The 18,664-nt window shown below is 59.8% G+C and carries 13 protein-coding genes; 8 read left to right on the forward strand and 5 right to left on the reverse strand.

Annotated elements, in window-relative coordinates:
* Positions 1 to 11: 11 nt before the first annotated feature.
* From tssE to tssK, 5 genes are read right to left on the reverse strand one after another with little or no spacing between them, the layout of a single operon-like run.
* On the reverse strand, positions 12 to 452 hold the full coding sequence (gene tssE, locus GH665_RS24215) for a type VI secretion system baseplate subunit TssE (RefSeq protein WP_153142275.1): 441 nt from the start codon (positions 450 to 452) through the stop codon (positions 12 to 14).
* Between the two features lie 43 nt (positions 453 to 495).
* A complete protein-coding gene (locus GH665_RS24220; RefSeq protein WP_153139623.1) occupies positions 496 to 981 on the reverse strand; it encodes an Hcp family type VI secretion system effector in 486 nt (161 codons plus the stop codon).
* Positions 982 to 985: 4 nt separating this feature from the next.
* Positions 986 to 2,824 carry an OmpA family protein gene (locus GH665_RS24225; RefSeq protein WP_246216349.1) on the reverse strand — a complete coding sequence of 613 codons (1,839 nt, stop codon included), beginning with the start codon at positions 2,822 to 2,824 and terminating at the stop codon, positions 986 to 988.
* Positions 2,824 to 3,558, reverse strand: a complete 735-nt coding sequence (locus GH665_RS24230; protein WP_153139625.1) for a DotU family type IV/VI secretion system protein — start codon at positions 3,556 to 3,558, stop codon at positions 2,824 to 2,826. The genes GH665_RS24225 and GH665_RS24230 overlap by 1 nt, the downstream gene beginning before the upstream one ends.
* Positions 3,555 to 4,904 carry a type VI secretion system baseplate subunit TssK gene (tssK, locus tag GH665_RS24235; protein WP_153139626.1) on the reverse strand — a complete coding sequence of 450 codons (1,350 nt, stop codon included), beginning with the start codon at positions 4,902 to 4,904 and terminating at the stop codon, positions 3,555 to 3,557. The genes GH665_RS24230 and tssK overlap by 4 nt, the downstream gene beginning before the upstream one ends.
* Before the next feature lie 490 nt (positions 4,905 to 5,394).
* Here tssK and tssB point away from each other — a divergent pair, with 490 nt between their 5' ends.
* The 8 genes from tssB (at position 5,395) to GH665_RS24275 (ending at position 18,657) form a co-directional block, all read left to right on the forward strand.
* The gene (gene tssB / locus GH665_RS24240) at positions 5,395 to 5,907 is read left to right on the forward strand and encodes a type VI secretion system contractile sheath small subunit (RefSeq protein WP_153139628.1); all 513 of its coding nucleotides are present in this window, start codon (positions 5,395 to 5,397) and stop codon (positions 5,905 to 5,907) included.
* 76 nt (positions 5,908 to 5,983) lie between these two features.
* Positions 5,984 to 7,546 carry a type VI secretion system contractile sheath large subunit gene (gene tssC, locus GH665_RS24245; protein WP_153139630.1) on the forward strand — a complete coding sequence of 521 codons (1,563 nt, stop codon included), beginning with the start codon at positions 5,984 to 5,986 and terminating at the stop codon, positions 7,544 to 7,546.
* A 104-nt stretch (positions 7,547 to 7,650) separates the two neighbouring features.
* Positions 7,651 to 9,990 (forward strand): type VI secretion system Vgr family protein, encoded by a 2,340-nt coding sequence (locus tag GH665_RS24250; protein ID WP_246216350.1) that lies wholly within the window; start codon positions 7,651 to 7,653, stop codon positions 9,988 to 9,990.
* An 8-nt stretch (positions 9,991 to 9,998) separates the two neighbouring features.
* Positions 9,999 to 12,713 carry a hypothetical protein gene (locus tag GH665_RS24255; protein ID WP_153139632.1) on the forward strand — a complete coding sequence of 905 codons (2,715 nt, stop codon included), beginning with the start codon at positions 9,999 to 10,001 and terminating at the stop codon, positions 12,711 to 12,713.
* An 11-nt stretch (positions 12,714 to 12,724) separates the two neighbouring features.
* Positions 12,725 to 13,498 (forward strand): hypothetical protein, encoded by a 774-nt coding sequence (locus tag GH665_RS24260; RefSeq protein ID WP_153139634.1) that lies wholly within the window; start codon positions 12,725 to 12,727, stop codon positions 13,496 to 13,498.
* Positions 13,488 to 13,769, forward strand: a complete 282-nt coding sequence (locus tag GH665_RS24265) for a PAAR domain-containing protein (RefSeq protein ID WP_153139636.1) — start codon at positions 13,488 to 13,490, stop codon at positions 13,767 to 13,769. The genes GH665_RS24260 and GH665_RS24265 overlap by 11 nt, the downstream gene beginning before the upstream one ends.
* Complete coding sequence (locus GH665_RS24270; RefSeq protein ID WP_153139638.1) at positions 13,770 to 15,011, forward strand: hypothetical protein; 1,242 nt, start codon at positions 13,770 to 13,772, stop codon at positions 15,009 to 15,011.
* Entirely contained in the window at positions 15,004 to 18,657 is a 3,654-nt protein-coding gene (locus GH665_RS24275) for an ImcF-related family protein (protein ID WP_153139640.1), read from the forward strand. The genes GH665_RS24270 and GH665_RS24275 overlap by 8 nt, the downstream gene beginning before the upstream one ends.
* The last annotated feature ends 7 nt before the right edge of the window (positions 18,658 to 18,664 follow it).

The following is an 18,664-nucleotide window of genomic DNA, read 5'->3' on the forward strand; positions in this document are numbered from 1 at the left end:
CGGGCGGTAGGTCAAGGTAGCGGTGGGTGCAAGCGTTCCTCCTGAAGCCGTTGTACACGCATGCGGCCCGGTGGTTCGAAGTACGTTCCGAACCGCACCAGTCCCGCTTTCTTCAGGTGGCACGTCATTTCGTAACTCACCAGCACGCCGGGATCGGGATTGTCGATGTACGCCACGTCGATTGAGCGGATACGCGGTTCGTACACCAGCAGCGTCGATTCCATCTGTTGCTTGAGCAGATGCGCGGAAGCGGGCAGCGCCTTGTAGATGTTCGTCAGGTCGGGTAGTCCGTAATCGGGCAGGTGTTTGAGTGCGCCTGCCCGTGCGTTGAGAATGCGGCGGACGTTCTGCTGGATGCTCAGGATCTCAAGAGTTCTGTCGTCGTACGCATCCAGCGGTTCGCCGCCGATCTGGCCAAGCAGCTTGTCGTAGAGGGAAGGGCCCACTGGTATGACGTACTCCTTCAGGTGATCGGTGCCGGCCGCCCGGCGAACCTTATGAGCGTTCGTTCCAGCTGTCGGCGTGAATGATGTTGCCGTCCTTGTACGACCACGTGATCTTCTCGTAGCGTAGTTCAACGTCTTCGAGATGGTTGTGTTTCTCGTAGGCCGGGTTCTTGATGTCGAGCATCCTGGGTTTGACCGCGACCACTTTCACGTTGTCGAGGCGGGTGTTGAAGTATTCCTTTTCTTTTCCCGCATCGTCGATCTTGTACCACTTGATTTCGATCGACTTCAGCGTCTGGCCGCTTGTCACTGCTTTGTACAAGTAAGGCGTCGCCGCGTCGGTTTCCTTCGTGAAGGTGATCGGAGCATGCACGCGCGTGCCGGTTAGTTTGCCGGTATTCGAATCTGTCGGGATATTGACGCTGTGATCGAGCGCGACCACTTCGACGCTGCCTTCGCGGCCCTGAACCGTGACGGAACCCTTGATGTCGGCGCCCCCATCGTCCTTGATCCACATGTATGCCGGAATTGCCATTTTTTTACTCTCCTTGGTTTTGACTGCAACAAGCGTCCGGGGTCGATCCCGGACCGCGGATTCCCCGAAGCCATGCTCCGGGTTTGAACTGCTTCGAGCGTCGGCCGGTGTTCTGCCCAGGTGTGAGGCGGATCGGTCGCCCCAACGGCGTTTCCTTCGGTGCGACTCTCAAAGGGGGCTGCGGGCTGTCCGGTACCAGGATGATCTCGACGCGCCGGTTCTGCGCACGTCCGGCATCGGTATCGTTGCCGACAATCGGGCGGGTGTCGCCATAACCCTGGATCGCGAACTGCGTGACCGCGATGCCCGATGCGTCGACCAGCCAGTCGCGCACGGCCCCGGCGCGCGCGATCGACAGCTTCAGATTGCTGCCGGCGTCGCCGACGTTATCCGTGTATCCGGCGACCAGAATCCGCCTGTCCGGATGAACCCTGATTAACTCGAGCGCGCGGACCAGCGCACGGGTAGATCCTGGTTTGAGCTGTGCCTTTCCACTGTCAAATAGCGACATGTTGTCGAGTGCGATCAACACTGCTGGCGAGGGTGGCGCTTTATACGAGGCGATCGCCGTGTTGAGCACGGGCACGAGCGCCGCTCCGCGATACATACCGAACGACAGGCGCAGCGGTACGCCGAGACGTGCGTAACGGTCGATCTGGTCACGGTCCGCGACGAGTGCCTGCAACGCGTCGCGGCGTGCGGTGTCATGCCCGGGCGGAATCATCGAGAACCGGCCGAGATGGGCCCCGATGTGAGTAAGCAGTGCATGGTTGTTTTCTGCCGAGCCCCAGGTAGCCAGTGCGCCAGCGCAGGCGAGCAGTGCGATTGCGTGAGCGAGCGCTGCGAGACGCGGTGACACCCAGCGCCGTCGCGGCGTGGCGTCGATCAGCGGCTGAGGCAGTGGCCACGGTGCGGGCGATGCGGCCATCGGCGGCGGCATGACGCGCGATTGCGCAAGGACGTGCCGCGCCCACGGTGAGACGGGCCCGCTCGCCGGGCCACAATCGATCCACGCGATACCGACGAGCGCACACGGCACAGACGATTGCAGATGACCGGTCAGCGAACTGATCACAATCTGTCGTGTCCAGCCCATGATCGATGCAAGAGCCGCCGCACGGTGTGCAGGAGCAGGATCGTTTCCGGCCTGCTGCACTTGCGCTTCGGCAGCCCGCATCACTGATTCGAACCGTTGGATGTCTGTCTGCCTGTTTGTCGCCGACACGCCATACCATTGATGATTCGTCGCGGGCAATGCGGTGAGCCGCTGGTAGATGGCTATGTTGGCGGGTAACGCTGTGCTGAGCATTCGTGAGGCGTCGCTGATCGACTGGCGCGCGCTGCGTAATGCCTGCGTCAGCGCATCTTCACTAGCATGTAAGGCAGGTGTGATCGACAGCACGACACTATCGGGTGCGCGGCCGTCGCGCCACCGCTTCACGGCAACACCGATTAGTGCCAGGTCGCGTGGGTTGTCGACCCGCAACCAGATCGCTCCGTCGCCAATGTGTGCCAGCTGTTCCTCGTGCCCGCCACGATTGAACAGTTCGGGCAGCGAGTCCCCCGTGACCAGCACCAGCGGCATGCGCGTGTGCAGGCCTACGGGCAGATCGGCTGATGTGGCGCCCAGCGCGGCCAGCGCGTGCAAGCCTTGCTCGCTCGCACGATTGCGGTGCAAGGTGCACAGGACGACAGCAACCAGTGCCATCAGCATCACGCCCATGGCAGCCATCCAGGCCAGTCCACGGCTGACCGGCAAGATAGTAAACAGCACAGCAAGCGCTAACACGGTCGCAAGGACGACCATCGCGCGGAACGGATACCCCAGGCGCAGATCGGACATCACGGTTTCATGGCGCGCGCAGACGCTACCAGATGAGCGAGTTGCGCATCGAGCGTCTGGTCCCAGATCAGGTAGACGAAAACCGCCGCGATGCCGCAGATTCCGGCAATTGCCCATGGCGAGACGCGACAAAACCAGTCCGCCGCCCGCCGGCCGGTGCGATCGGCGATGAATGTCCGCTCGACGGCGGGTCGCAACTTTTCCAACCGGGCGTTGAGCGTGGCAATCAACGCCGCGCGCTTCGTTTCCCCTTCACGCGCGTAGCGGCCCTTGAAACCGAGGCCAAGAACAGCGGCGTAGCATTCGAGTAGATCGACGTTGGGCGGCGTTTCGCGCAAGCGTTCCGCGAGCCGGTCAAAGACGTGTTCGCCGGCGTCGAGCTTGCCGAATCGCTCGACCTGCAACGGGTGCGCTTCCCAACTGGCCCTGTCTTCTATCGACGGGCAGCGTAGTACTGTTTCGTCGAGCAGTCCGCACTGGGCATACTGCGCGTCCTCCCGAACGTCGGCGGGAAAACCGCGCTGTTCGAGCGCGGAGGAAAAGGTAGCGATTAACTGCACGCAACGCTCGCGTAACTGTTCCAGTGGTTCGGTCTCACCGCCTCGCGTCAGCATGCTGACGAGGAGTGCCGTGTCGCGCAGCAGGTCGCGAATTCCCGCGCCGGTTGACCGGTCGCAAGACAGCTGTGCCCCCATCAAGGGGATTGTCTTCGGGATACGGGCGATCGTTTTCATGAGCGGATCACCGCGTAAAGTTCAAGCGAAGGATCGGCCACCGTTGTCGGCAGATAAATCTGGCAGGCCCGCGCAGCCAGCATCCGGGCGTGTGCAGGATCGCTATGGTCGAGTGCGAAGTACAGGTTGTCGAGACGCACCGGAATGGCGGCCGGGACGCGCTGGACTGCCTTGAGCGGGATGCCTGCAAGCGCGGAATTGACGATGTGCCCGAGGTCGTCCGGCGCACCGATCTTGCACACCTTCGGGAACAACTCGGCCAGTTCGAATGGCGCGAGCGCGGCGTTGACTGACAGGTAGTAATCCGCGCCGGCCACGAGCCGCTCGTCCTGAAACTGGCCCATCCACATAGTCGGACTCTTGCGTGTCAGGCCAATCGAAATCACACGCGATGGAATGATCGAGTCGAGCAGATCGCGGATCATTGTTTCGAGCTGCGCGAAAATCTCGTCGGCCCGTACGTGGTCGTAGGTCGGGATCTCGTTCAGTTGGGCGCAGGTCGAAAACGTCATCAACACACTCGCCAATTGGGCTAGCATCGAATAGAGCCGTTCAGGCGGCTGGTTCGGGTGCGTGGCGATGAAACGAAGTTGTGGCCAGTACGTGTGGATGCAGTGGAGCAGCCAGAACAGCGAGACATCGGCGACGCCGTATTCCACAACGGCCTCGATGCGCTCGCTCTTACGCGCGCCCAACGTCGCGCTTTTCGCCTGCAGGATGTCGGCAAGACGTTTCACCCGCTCGACATGCAAGGGGTGACCGGCCAGTGTCAGACACGGCGGCACGTAATAGCGGTCTAACTGGAAGTGACCGCCCGTGCCACGCGTGAGACGGGCGATTGCGCAGATTGAGTCATCCGCCTGCTGTTCGAAGTCGAACAGCAGACGCACCGCGTGGCGTTCGGCGGCCATCTCGGCCTCGCCTGTGCCGTTCAGATCGGTGACTTTCACAAACTCCCGATACGAGCGGCGCGGCCGGGCGAGTGTCGTCTCGTCGAAGCGGCAGTTGCTGCCCGTGGCATTAATCAGCGGCAGGGCCGCCAGCATCACGACGCTTTGTATCTCGGGCGGAAAGCCTCGCGTCAGATCGCGGGCGGGCGGCAGCGCGTCGCTCACGGACGTGTCGAACGCCGTACCGTCAGGAAAACGAAGTTTCAGACGCGTGAGTTTGAGGCGTCCGTTTGGCAGCGCCTCTTCGTCGATCTCCACGCCGAGCGTGCCCCACGGTTCCACGATTGCGGCCGAGGCGAACTGCCGGTGCACGAAATCCGTCCACCGGTCCTGTTGCTGGAATTGCTGCTGGTTGAGGATCAGGCCTTCGTGCCAGAGCGGTTTGTCGATCCGCATGTGTGGTTTTCTCTCTGATTATTTTCGGTCTGGATGGCGGATTCTATACGCGGTAAATCACGTCGGCATATCCCATTGATAGGTGTTTTTATATTCAAAGGTGAAAAATCATTAATCGCTTGTTTCGTTGCTTTGAGTCAATAAGTCGGTGGGCGATGAACCGCGCTGAATATCTCATTATTATTTTGTTGGATTGAAGTCTTGCCATGTGCCGGGGATCATGATTGGCATGGCTGTGGTGGGATTGATTTGATGGGTTCTTAGGGCTATTTTTTGAGAAAATCGTTGAGGGATTCTGATTTGTTCTTAATTTTGTGATTATTTTTTTGGGTAATTTAAATTAATGTATTTGCAATCAGGCGACAGGTCTTTTGACTTGATTGTCGAGTTACGTGTTTAATTCGGGTCGAAATGAAAACAATCGCATAAGTAAGCATGGATCACGTTGCTGCGATACCAACGTGATCCTCCTTTTATAAAGGACTACATAGTGGACAGCTTCCAGCACGAAATTCCGAAGTCAAGAGTGTCGATCACATTGGACCTGCATACGGGCGGCGCCCGCAAGAAGGTCGAGTTGCCCCTCAAGCTGCTCGTTGCCGGTGACTACAGCGCGGGCAAGGAGCAGGCCCCGCTTGCGGAACGCAAGAAGATCAATATCGACAAAAACAACTTCGACGCGGTTCTGTCCGATCTCGCACCAGAACTGAAGGTCAATGCCGGGAACACGCTCGCCGAAGACGGCTCCGGGCTGCCCGTAGCGCTCAGCTTCCAGTCGATGAAGGACTTTGAACCCGAGCAGGTGGCGGCGCAGATTCCCGAATTGCAGCCTCTGTTGGCGATGCGCAATCTGCTGCGGGACCTGAAGTCGAACCTGCTCGACAACGGCACATTCCGTCGCGAGTTCGAGAAGATTCTGAAGGACCATGCACTCTCACGGCAACTGCGCGGCGAACTTGCACTGATCGCCACGTCGGCTGCGCAGCCAGAAGGTCACGCGTAGGTCGAGGACGGCTTTCACTGTATTCCGGACAACGAGCCACGCGCGTCCCGATGGGACGGTAGAGATAGGATCCAACATGTCACGTAACGAATCCCCGCAACGCGGCGCGATTGAGACAGTCGTGCTCGACGCCCCTGACGAAATCCCCGTCGGCGATGGCAACAGCGTCTATGAATCGTTGTGCAACAAGATCAACCTGAAGCCGGTGAGCGCGGCTCGCCCGCTTGAGGCGTTCCGCGACAACGACCTGCTCTCCGAGTCGTCGGCCGACGAGCGGCTCGCGCGGGGCATGAGTGCCTTCCTGCAACTGGTGGGTGAAAGCAGCAAGCCGGTCGACCGGCTGGACAAATCGCTACTCGATTTCCACATCGGCCAGCTCGACCGGAGGATCGGCCGTCAACTGGATGCGGTGATGCATACGCCGGAATTCCAGGCACTGGAAGGACGCTGGCGCGGCCTCAAGATGCTCGTGAGCCGCACGGACTTCCGCAAGAATGTGCGCGTTGAGGTGCTCGATGTTTCGAAGGACGCGTTGATCCGTGACTTCGAGGATACGCCCGAGCTCATCCAGAGTGGCCTGTACCGCCTCACGTACATCGAGGAGTACGACACGCCTGGTGGTCAGCCGATCAGCGCACTGATCAGCGACTTTGAATTCGCCAATTCACCGCAGGATATTGGTCTGCTGCGCAATATCTCGAAGGTGGCTGCCGCGGCGCACATGCCGTTCATCGGTTCGGTTGGGCCGGCGTTCTTCGGCAAGCAATCCATGGAGGAAGTGGCCGCGATTCAGGATATCGGCAACTACTTCGACCGCGCCGAGTACATCAAGTGGAAGAGCTTCCGCGACACGGACGACGCCCGTTATGTGGGGCTCACCATGCCTCGTGTGCTGGGTCGTTTGCCATACGGCAGAGATACGGCACCGGTGCGGGCGTTCAACTACGAAGAGGCGGTGAAGGGTCCGAACCACGATCGCTATCTGTGGGTTAGCGCGTCGTTTGCGTTCGCTGCGAATATGGTGCGCAGCTTCACCAGCAACGGCTGGTGCGTACAGATTCGCGGTCCGCAAGCGGGCGGCAAGGTCGAGGATCTGCCGGTTCACCTGTATGACCTGGGCACCGGTTATCAGCCCAAGATTCCGACCGAAGTGTTGATCCCGGAGACGCGAGAGTTCGAATTCGCCAAACTCGGCTTCATTCCGCTGTCGTTTTACAAGAATCACGACTTTGCGTGCTTCTTCTCGGCCAGCTCGGCTCAGAAGCCGGCACTCTACGAGACGAAAGAAGCGACCGCGAACAGCCGCATCAATGCGCGTCTGCCATACATCTTTCTGCTGTCGCGTATCGCGCATTACCTGAAGCTGATTCAGCGCGAAAACATTGGCACGACCAAGGACCGGCGTGTGCTCGAACTTGAGCTGAACGGCTGGATCAAGGGTCTCGTGACCGAGATGAAAGATCCGGGTGACGAGTTGCAGGCGTCGCATCCGCTGCGTGAGGCGAAGGTGACGGTCGAAGACATCGAGGACAACCCCGGATTCTTTCGCATCAAGTTGTTCGTTATCCCGCACTTTCAGGTGGAGGGGATGGACATCGGTCTGTCGCTGGTGTCGCAGATGCCAAAAGCGAAAAGCTGATTCGCTGTAGTCAATGTAACCAGCTGACGTATTTCGTCAGGATGCGAATGCCCGCGTCCCGACGTTGTCGTCCTTGATGTCGCACGTGTTCGAGGGAGTCGTTGATGGGGTCCATGGTTCTGCCGTCGCAGGCTTACGAGCTGAAACTCGCGCCGCATCCGGCGCCGTTCTCGGTGCTGAAGTTCGCAGGCGACGAAGGTGTCAGCCGTCTGTACCGCTACGACATCGAGTTCATGAGTCCTGTCGCCGATATCCCAATGGATCAGGTGCTGGGGCGGCCCGCAAAGTTCGTGATCGACCCTATCGATCCAAACGCCGGCTATCTGCGAAAGATGTTCGGCGAGAACGCGTCGAAGTTCAGCGAGATGCCTCCGGCGCGGACGATGCACGGCATCGTGACGCAGTTCGATCAGCTCGATACATCTGCGGACGAGACGCGCTACAGACTGCTCGTCGAACCACGTGTTGCCGATCTGGCCCGCACGGTGACCAGCCGTCTGTTCCAGAAGCAGTCGGTGCAGGAACTCGTCACCGACACATTGCGCCACTACGGATACCGCGAAGGCGTCGACTTCAGGTTCAATCTTCGGGCGCAATACAAGCGGCACGAATACATCACCCAGTACCACGAGACTAGCCTCGCTTTCATCCAGCGCATCGCCGCGGATGCGGGTATCTGGTTTCGCTTCGAACAGGCGAAGGATCAGGAGGTCATCGTCTTTGGCGACGATCTCGATGCGTATGCTCGCAGCCAGCGCGTCGTGCCGTTGCGTCGCCACTCGGGACTGGCCAATGCCGGAGCCGAGTCAGTCAGGTCGATTGAACGCCGGATGCGGCGCGTGCCCGAAACGATCCAGCTAAACGACTACAACCACCGCCAAGCGGGTGTATCGCTGCTCGTCGAGCGGAACGCGGCGCGCGATGACAGGACCACGAACGCGGTTGACTACCGCTGGGGCGAGCATTACGAAACGCCGCAAGAGGGGCAGCGCATTGCGCAACTGCGTCACGAAGCGCATCTGGCGCAGCAGATTACCTTCAAAGGCGAGGGCAATGCGTTTGCACTCGAATCCGGTGAGGTATTAAACCTCGACGAGCAACTCGCTGACGCACCGCACGGGTTGTTCATTGTCTCTGTCTCGTCCCATGGTGGGCGCAGGCAGGCGTACTCGAATACGTTTACCGCGATCCCGTCCGATCGTGTCTGGCGCACGCCGGTCATTCCGGCCGCGCGACCGGTGATCAACGGCATCCTGCCTGCACGTATCACATCGCCCGCGCACTATAAGCGAGCCTATCTGACGGAGGAAGGCTGGTATGTGATCAAACTTCCGTTCGACCTGGACACGTGGAGCCCGGGCGGAACCAGCCGCCCTGTGCGGTTTGCGAAGCCGTACAGCGGTGATAACTACGGTCATCACTTTCCTCTGATTGATGGCGCAGAGGTGGCGATTATTCATACGGATGGCGATCCGGATCGACCCGTCATTATCGGGGCGATGCACGACAGCCTGCATCCAGACCTCGTCAACAACCTGAACCACACCCGCAACCTGATTCGTACCGCCGCGCAGAATGAAATGCGCATGGAGGACGAGGAAGGCAGTGAGCACATTCACCTGACCACGCCGTTTCGGGCCAGCGAACTCAATCTTGGGCACATGGTCGACGGCGAAAGCAAGGAGCGCGGGCAAGGCGCGGAACTGCGCACTGACGAACATGTCGCCGTGCGGGGCGGCAAGGGCGTGCTGATTACCGCCGAAGCTCAACCCGAAGCGACGGGACCGCAGCTCGACATGCAGGATGCTGATGCCACGCTCCGCCAGGCGGCGGACCTGATGCGCTCGCTGAACGACTCGGCCAAGGCGGCGAAGGTCTGGCTTGCCGAGATCGATCAGCAGCGCGTGCTTATCGAGCAGAAGCTCACGGACCTTCAGAGGCCGGTGATTGTCGCCAGCGGGCCCGAAGGCGTCGGCATTGTCAGTGGACGCGAGTTGCAGGTCGCTGCGCGAAAGCAGATGTTCATAACGGCTGGAAACGGTCTGGATATCGGAGCGCTCAAGCGCATTACCGTCGCTGCGGGCGAAGCGGTTTCTCTTTTTGCCGCGAAGCTCGGCATCAGGATTTTCGCCGCGAAGGGCAAGGTCCAGATTCAGGCGCAGGGCGATGCGATGGAATTGATGGCGCTGAACAACGTCGCGCTCAGTTCATCGACCGGCGAAGTCATCATTACCGGTTCGAAGGGCATCACGCTGGGCGATGGGGCGGGTGCGTATCTGAAGATCGCGAACGGCAAGATTGAGATCGCGAGTCCAAACGAGGTGCAGGTGAAGGGCGTGTTGAATGTCGAAGGCCCGGCGAGTGGCAATTTCACGTTCCCCAGTTGGTCCGACGTCCCGCTGAAGGATTTGAAGGGAAAGATGAACTTCGGGTTTTCTGAGTAAGCGCGGTCATGGCAAATACGACACCGCCGCCTCCGGTCAACCCTCCATTAAAACAGTCGAGCTTCGCCTTTCCGTTCCGAAGGAAAGGGCAAGGCGCAACGGCTTCGTCCACGGATTTTACCGACGAGCACGAGTTCTACAAGGTCCTCAAGACCGAACCTTCAGGTAATTATTCGGTCAGTGCGAAGGGCATGTGGCACGGTGGAATTCACGTGACCGAAACTGGGGCAGGCCGTTCACTGGATCTGAAATACGGGGTGCGCTGCCTTGCTGACGGTGAAGTGATTGCTTATCGTGTGGACCGTGCCTACCCGCTCAGCGAGCTTCCCGCACAGAACGACACAGGCGCGATTAGCGCACCGTACAGCACGGGATTCACACTGGTGCGTCATTCGATGGAATTCCCGCGAGGCACCACGCTCACGTTTTACAGCCTGTACATGCACCTGCAGGATCTGGCGGACTACGAGCGTGATACGACGCTGAGCCGGCCTGCGTACTGGTCGAAAGAGTTCGAGGTCACGGCATTTGCGCAGGACCTGCCCGATGCCGGGGCAAACGGACAGCCGGCGCCCTCTGAACAGATGGGGTTACGGATACGCGCAACCAGACGAACGGGCACGATCCTCGGCATTCTGCCGCAGGGGGCGCGGGTGGTCATTGGGGCGCGCGCGGACGGCTGGGGGCAGATAACCGACTCTCACAGAGCCGACCTGTATCCGAAGGTTGTGGGTGATTTTGTCTCTCCGGATGTCGCGACCAATGGGTGGATTTTTCTCGGTAAGGAGCACGGTGGTCCAGTCGTGACGGAAGTCATGCCCGAGTCGTCATTGGACCAGGTGGTCGTGCTGACGGAACCGTTCAGGATCAAGGCGGGCGAACTGATTGGCCATCTCGGGCGCTATGACTCATTGAGCCAGCAGACTTCGAACCGTATGGTCCACATCGAGGTGTTCTGCGATGACACCGTCAAGACGTTCATCACCCAAGGGCAGGCGTGGATCGCCAGTAACGGGGCACACGAACAGGCGTGGAAGCAGTTAGGACTGTCCAAGATCCCCACGATCCTGCGCGTTGACCGCAATACGACGCTGTACCACCTGCCAGGTCAGCAGGGGCAACACGCGAAGCAGACGGGTGTGATCCAGGTCGCTTCGTTTGCCGGATTGGCCCGCCGACCGAACAGCCCTTCCAGGGAGGCAACGGCGGGAACCGATGGCCGGAAGCTTAACTGGTGGCACGTGGACAGTGCGGACGCGCTGGGTCATGACATCAGCGGATGGGTGCGCGAAGATAGTTTTGCGGGTGGCCGCGTGACGCGTGAATTTGCACAGAAATGGGTGGACTTCAGGACCCTGGGGGATCCGCACGACCCAACGCATACGATGTTTGCGACGACTCAGGCATACGTTGACTATTTGACTGGCGCAGACGTGCCGGATGCAGGCTCGCGGGACAAGCTGAGTCAATTGATGCAGAAGATCTACGACACGCTGCCGCTGACGGGAGACCGTAATCAGGCTGCGGACAGGCTCTACAATGCGGCGGAAAATCCGTGGATCGCATTGCGTATGTCGAGACTGATCATCAGGCACGAGAGCGAATGGGCTAATCCGGACAAGTGGAAACGGCTCATTGCTGAAATTGAAAAAAAGACCGGGCCTCAGCCGCAGCACGAGGCGGAGCTGGAACGCATCGAGAAGCTTGTCTGGTGGGATGACGTCAAGGCCGGCTTGGCGGATCTGCCTGCGCCGGACGTTTTTCATATCCATCCGATTGCGTTGGTGGGGAATTTTCTCGTCGGACAAACTCCTTGCGCGTGCGGATGCTGTCTTCAGGACGTGTTTAAGGTTACCCGCTATGGACACGCTCCGAACACGCACTATGGTCCAGTGTTCTGGGGCGAAAGGGCACTCGACAGATCGAAAGTGCTGACCGAAATGCGAGTTAGCGGCGTGATTTCTGAAAGTGAGTATCGAATCATTGTGGCGATGTCGAAAAACGAGGGAATGCTTGACGCTGTTCAGTCATACGATAGTGAGGCGGTGACCGCGGGGGCGATGCAGAAAACAATCAACTCTATGGGCAAGGGGGAATTTCCGACCCAGGTTGCGGAATTCAAAGCATCCAATGCTTCGGAATACAACGAATTGTTTGAAAAATGTGGTTGGACAGTAGAAGGAGTAGGACCCGGCGCCAAGATGTTTTATTCGCATTCCGAATTGACGCAAGGTCAAAAAATCACTGCGGGACCTCTAAAAGATTTAATGAGGCGAGGCTGTTCGGCCGCGAACTTCGGGCAGAAGGTGAAAAGCGTCCCACTCGCAGTTATCGCACACGCAATCACTTCCAGGTCATACGAGACAAAGCAACTTATGGACTTCCTGTCTCGTCTGCGGGACAAGGTCCTTCCTGCGACGCCGCGTGGATACCACTACACGATAGCCCAATACTTCCAATCTGACCTGGGTCGGGCCGCAGCCCTGGACCAGAGTGTGAATCGACCTGGATACGTGACCCGGGACATCGGCAAGTCGCTGGACGTGCTGTTTTCGCACCATCCTGAGCTTTCGAGAAATCCGGATGAGTGGGGTTCGAACCGCGCTCAATATGAGCGTGAGGTGGTTGGCCACTATGGAAACAGGCGGGAAATGTCTCGTGACAGCAACGGATTGAATTCGGCGCCACGGCGATTTGGAAATTTAACTGGCAACTTGGGCTAATGAGAACTCGTATGTTGAAGTGCAGCTATAAGGGATGGGTCGTCGCGCTCGTATTTTTATCAGGGTCTCCCGTGCAAGCAAGCGCGGATAAAAGTGCCGAGCGAGAAAAGATAGATTTTCGTGGAGGGTCGTCTTTGATTTTTTCTCTACCACTAAAAGGCAGAGAGGCGAAGACCTTCGGACCCGGATGGAAGCGCGCGGTCCTGGAAGAAGCGTCTGGACGTGAAACTCCCCTTTTTCCGATGGAATCGTTCGCGTCGATGGGCGGTGTGATATTCGCCCACGACTATTCCCCGCGAGTTTCTCCGTCGGGCAGGTATGCGGTTCTGGACGTTTTCCGAGCCGGGGTTGTCGACCCGGGCCCCTCGGGTACGGCGGAGGACTCCGGCAGGCAATATTGCCCGGTACTGGATACCGCGTCGGGATGCATAGTCAGTATGCAAACCGGTGAGCTTTGTGGCGGCAATTGGTCCGAGAAGGCCGACGAGTGGATCGTGACCGGATACGAATACGATGCCACCAAGGTGATGATCCAGTATGAGTTTTCTGGGGCAAACGAGCTATGGAATCAATTCCAGGAATCCGTCAAGTTGAATGGCTCAGTATCGATCAGGCAGCACCTCGTTGACAGTGCCGGTTTGATAAACATTATGAAATGCGAGCCACCAAACACGAGCAACAGAGCTTCTTACTCTTTGATTGCCCGTCAGCTAATCAGGGAAGGTGATCGGAACGATGCCGCATATATTGAAAAAGAACTAGGTTTCAAAAACTATGAACGATGAAGGAATCATCGAAACAAAAAAACTTGCATACGAAGGCGATAGCACAAGCCACGGTGGAAAAATTCTCACCGGTTCAGATCGTATCAAGGTCACGGGTCGTCGCGCAGCGCGGGTCGGCGACATGGTGTCCTGTCCGATCCACGGCAACAACGAAATAGCGGAAGGAAGCAGCAGCATGAAAGACGCCGGCGTTCCACTCTCAAGGGATGGCGATCATACCCAGTGCGGCAGCTTTCTTATTGCGACATCCGACGGCGCGACGGTTCGATAGATGCCGATTGATTTTGCGCGGGTACCGCCGCTGGTTGTGGTCCCGGAGCCGCCGCGGCCGTCCACGCTACTCTGGGCAATGCTGCTCATCGTGGTTATGTGTCTGGGGAGCGCGCTTGCGATTTTCCTGTGGCCTGCGGGACGACCGACCAACACCGCATGGTTCTGGTTGTGCGTCCTCGGCTATCCGGCGCTCGTATGGTTTTTTTTGCTGTGCTCCTATCTTGGTTACTCGTATGCCCGGCGCAGCGGTGCAATGGCTCACAACGTGACGAGCGCATGCGAGGAAGAAAAATGTCACAGACTTGCCAGCAAACCTCTCGTTATCCTCGGTCATGGCTGGTGCTATTCAGCGTATGACAAGGAGAACAGCGTCGAGCACCTGATCACAGGTGGCGTCAGGATGTTTCCGCGTCCGAGCAGGGCGGTGCCGGGTCTGGATGTCAACGCACGCTGGCTGGAAATTCCTGGCATGACGTTCCATGCGGGCAATGAACTGACCGAACATGCGCGTCATCTCGCTGTATGCGATTGGCTTGTGGAGCGACTGGTCGGTTGTGTGTCCGCCGGACTGGCAGCTCTGCCGGCGCGCACGGCTCTTCACGTGGACCTGACTCTGCAGTCAACGCTCGATCTGTCCCACGTTCATACCCGCTTGCAGGAGTTGCTTCGCGCCGAAGCACCGACGTTGCGCCTGACCGTCAACGCAAGCAACGATCCTCTGTCGCTGTTCGAGACGGACGCCTGGCACGACCGCCTCGACCCGCGCGACGCGCAAATGCTGGTCGCGATCGGCTTGCGCAACGCGGTCAGCGAACGACTGCAGGACGGCGTGGCCGAGGTCGGCATAGCGCTACTGCTGGCACGCCCGGGCGTTGCCCGCAGCGCAACGACAGACGTGCTGCACCTGTATCGCCCCGCTATCGGTCCGGCGGGCGACGTGGGTAAGACGCTCGGACTTGCTGCTCGTTGGGGGTGGGCAGAATCAAAGCGGTTGACGACGGTCTGGAATAGTGGCCTTTCCGAAAAGCTTGCGCGAGTGGTCAGGTCGTCAATCCCATCTGGTGACCAAACGCAATGGATCGAGCTTGATGCAACGGTGGGGAACTGCGCAGTCGCGGGGGGCTGGCTCGCCACCGCGCTCGCTGCGGAGCACGCGACGCATACCGGCGAAGCGCAACTGGTCCTCACTCAGGAAGGTGATGAGATGGCCGCCCTCGTCTGCAGAAAACAACATGAATGAATCTAAGCCACAACCCACAGCGATCTTCATAGGCATCGCGGTCGCCGTTGTCTTCATTGCGGTGGGCATTGCCGTGTGGTTTGAAGGGCCTCGATACGGCTGGTCCCGTAACACAAGGATCATTATCGAGCTGAGCCTGCTGTCCGGGTTGCTTCTGTCGCTGCTGTTCATCAAATACTTCGAGGCAGTCGTACTCTGGATCGCTTCGATGCGAATTGCCAGGTGGCTTGCGAGCTACGATCGGCACAGGAACATCCATAACGGAACTGGGCAAACCTCCACCGCCGCTGCACGAGGATCGGGGTCATTCGTTGGACTGTGCGACGCGCTTCGCGAACGTCATGGATGGCGCTGGCGGTACAGAGATCGATGGGTACTGGTTGCGGGGGACGACCCGATCGTCAGGCGCCTCGCCCCCGATCTTGCGCAGAACGGTTATAGGATCTCCGGCAACACTCTGCTGCTCTACGCAAGGCAGACTGGTGGACAGATGGATACCACGTCGCTGGATCAGATCCGGCGCTTGCGCCGGAGGCGACCGGTCGATGCCATTGTGGCGGTCTTTCGGACGCATACCTCTGGCAGCCAGCCGTCCGATGCGGAGTACACCGCCCAGCGGCTCATCCGCCATGCGCGCGTGCTGCGCTGGGCGGCTCCGGTGTACCTGCTGAATGTGACCGACGCTGGCGACGAGACGTCCGGCCCGCACGAAGCGATCGGCTGCACATGGTCGAATGCCGGCGTCCGTCCGGACGAAGTCGATGCCTCGCTGCGCGGGCTGTCCGGCGAGCTGGCCAATGCGGGTGTCATGCGTCTTGCGAAGGACCCTTCAGACCGATATGCAGCCGAGCTGTCGCAGCATATTGCCCGCCATGGCAATTTTCTATCGGACCTGGTCGCGCGGATTGGCCAATTCCGCATCTGGCGCAGCGCGATTCACGGCGTGCTTTTCACGCCGATCTTCAGGGAGCGCGTCAGTGAAGCGTCGGACGTTCCGACGGAGGATGGCGAAGGCGATCCCATCCGGCAACAGCTCGTCTGGCAGACCGTTGCCGACCATAGCCGCCGCATCCACGGCCGCCGCGTTGGTTTCTCTCTCCCGACGACCGCCGCGTGGATTGCGACCACACTGATCGGATTCTGGATCGCGGGCACCATGCTGTCGGGCTTCACGAACCGGTCGACAATCCAGATGGCGACCAGCACGGCGACAAAGCTCGCGGCCACTCAGGACCCCACGGAAGCCGTCCTGACCCTTGACAGTCTGCAAAAGCAGTTCGATACCCTCGAAATCCGCCAGCACGACGGCGCGCCGTGGCATACCCGCTTCGGCCTGAACCGCGACGCGGCACTCCTTACCACCCTGTGGCCCGTCTACGAAGGCGGAGCCGCCCGCCTGGTAGTCGCGCCTATCCGCGCCAGGCTAGAGGAACGGCTACAGCAACTGGCCTCGCTCTCAGACGCGGACATTGCAAGCGGTGGGGACGCGCAGATCAAGTCCGCGTACGACACACTGAAGACGTATCTGATGCTCGCGAAACCCGAGCGCGCCGACACGAAATTCCTCACGCAGCAACTGTTAGCAACCGGAGAGCCCGCTCGTCCCGTCAACTCATCCCTGAGCGACGGTGCATGGCAGGATCTGCGTGAGCATCTGGCCGCGTTCTACGCGAATCACCTCATACAACATCCGGCGGCCAGCGGCACGTCGCTCGCGATCGTTCCCGACGCATTGCTGGTCGGTGCAGCACGCGAGACCGTGATCGGCGTGAGAGGCATCCAGAACTCGACCGACACCGTCTACCAGCAGATCGTGGATGACGCAAAACCCAAGTATCCGCCGGTGTCCTTGTCGACCCTGCTGGGCGACACGAGCAGCCGCGGACTGTTCAGCACGACGGCAACCGTGCCAGGGGTTTTCACACGGGCTGCGTGGGACGAACGGATTTCTAAGGCGATCGATGACGCAAACGAACAGGGCAGCGTTGACGGCGACTGGGTACTGTCCGACAGCCGGACCCGTGCCACGCCGACGGCATCGCTCAAGACCGAGTTGAGGCAACGCTATTTCGACGACTACGCTCGCGCGTGGCAGACATTCCTGAACAGCATCCGCTGGCAGCCGACGGCAACGCTCTCCGGCACAGTCGACCAACTGACCCTGCTCGGCGATCCGCAACGCTCGCCGCTCGTCGCATTGATGAATGTCGTCGTGTACCAGGCTGAAACCGGCGCAACGGCACAATCGCTTTCGGACACGCTGCTCAACAAGGCGCAGCAACTGGTCGGTGCCGATGAGAAGGACCCATCGAAGATTGCCCAGCCGCAAGACGCTGCCCCGCTGGCGGCCGCATTCGGCCCCTTGGTGCGGCTGACAGGCAACGATCTGGCCGCGGGAGGCGCCGGTAACAGTAAGGCGTCCGCGCGGATGGCCGCAGCAGGCGATCTGAGTCTGGCGCGTTTTCTGGAGCGCGTCACCGCAATGCGGCTGAAGCTCCAGCAGATCATGATGAGCACCGATCCGGACGCGATGTCACGCTCGGCAGCCCAGGCCGTGCTGCAAGGCAAGACCTCGGATATTGCCGACAGTCGCGACTACGCGAGCCGCGTGGCCGCAAGCCTCGGGCAGCAATGGGCGGCCTTCGGCGACCTGTTCCAGCAGCCGTTCGAGCAGACGTGGCAGGTCGTCCTGCAGCCGGCGGCATCGAGCCTGAACGATACCTGGCGCAGCGGAATTCTCGCCGACTGGAACCGGAGCTTCGGTGGTCGCTATCCGTTCGCCGACTCCGACAACGACGCATCGCTGCCGGAAATGGCGCGCTTCATGCGATCGGACAGTGGTGTGATTACCCAGTTCGTCAGCACGCAGTTGGCCGGCGTTGTCGAGCGGCAGGGTGATCGCTGGGTTAGCACGCACGGATCGGACGATAACTTTCTGACGGTCGACCCGGCCTTCCTCACCGCGTTGAACACGCTGATGCGTGTGTCGACCTCGTTTTTTCCATCGGGCGATGCGCGCGTGCGTTTCGAGCTGCGTGCAGTGTCCACGCCAGGCATTACCGACATGAAGATCGTGCTCTCAGGCCGCGAGCTGCACTACTTCAATCAGAAGGAAGAGTGGACGCCGTTCATCTGGCCGGGCGATGCGCTGGAGAACATCTCGCGCATCGAATGGCAGACGCAGGAGGGCGGCCTGCGCTCGGCGCTCGATACGCCGGGCCGATTCGGATTGATTCGCCTCCTCGAACGCGCGAGGGTCACGCCGCAGGACAACGCACGCTATCTGCTTGCGTGGATGCCGGACCCGACTCAGGACATCCCGCTAAAAGTGCAGCTACGCAGCGAAGTCGGGGCGGGACCGCTCGACATGCTCGCGCTCCGGCATTTCTCGCTGCCGCAGCGCATTTTTTTGACGGGGTCGTCGCGTGGTAACCAGAAGGGAGCCCTCGACGAACTTCCTCCACTGCCGGCGTCGATGACGGCGGCAGCGGCCGCAGCGGCGTCGTCGCCTACTTCTACGGCCACGCCGGTGGAATCCCGCGACGACGGCAAACCACCGTCCGATTCGAATCCACCCGTGGCAGGCCGCGTGAAAGCGGGATTAACCCGCGCGAATCGCCTGCTAGCCGATGCATTTGTTTATTGAGGTCGAC

The organism is Paraburkholderia agricolaris (assembly GCF_009455635.1).
GTDB classification, from domain to species: Bacteria; Pseudomonadota; Gammaproteobacteria; order Burkholderiales; family Burkholderiaceae; genus Paraburkholderia; species Paraburkholderia agricolaris.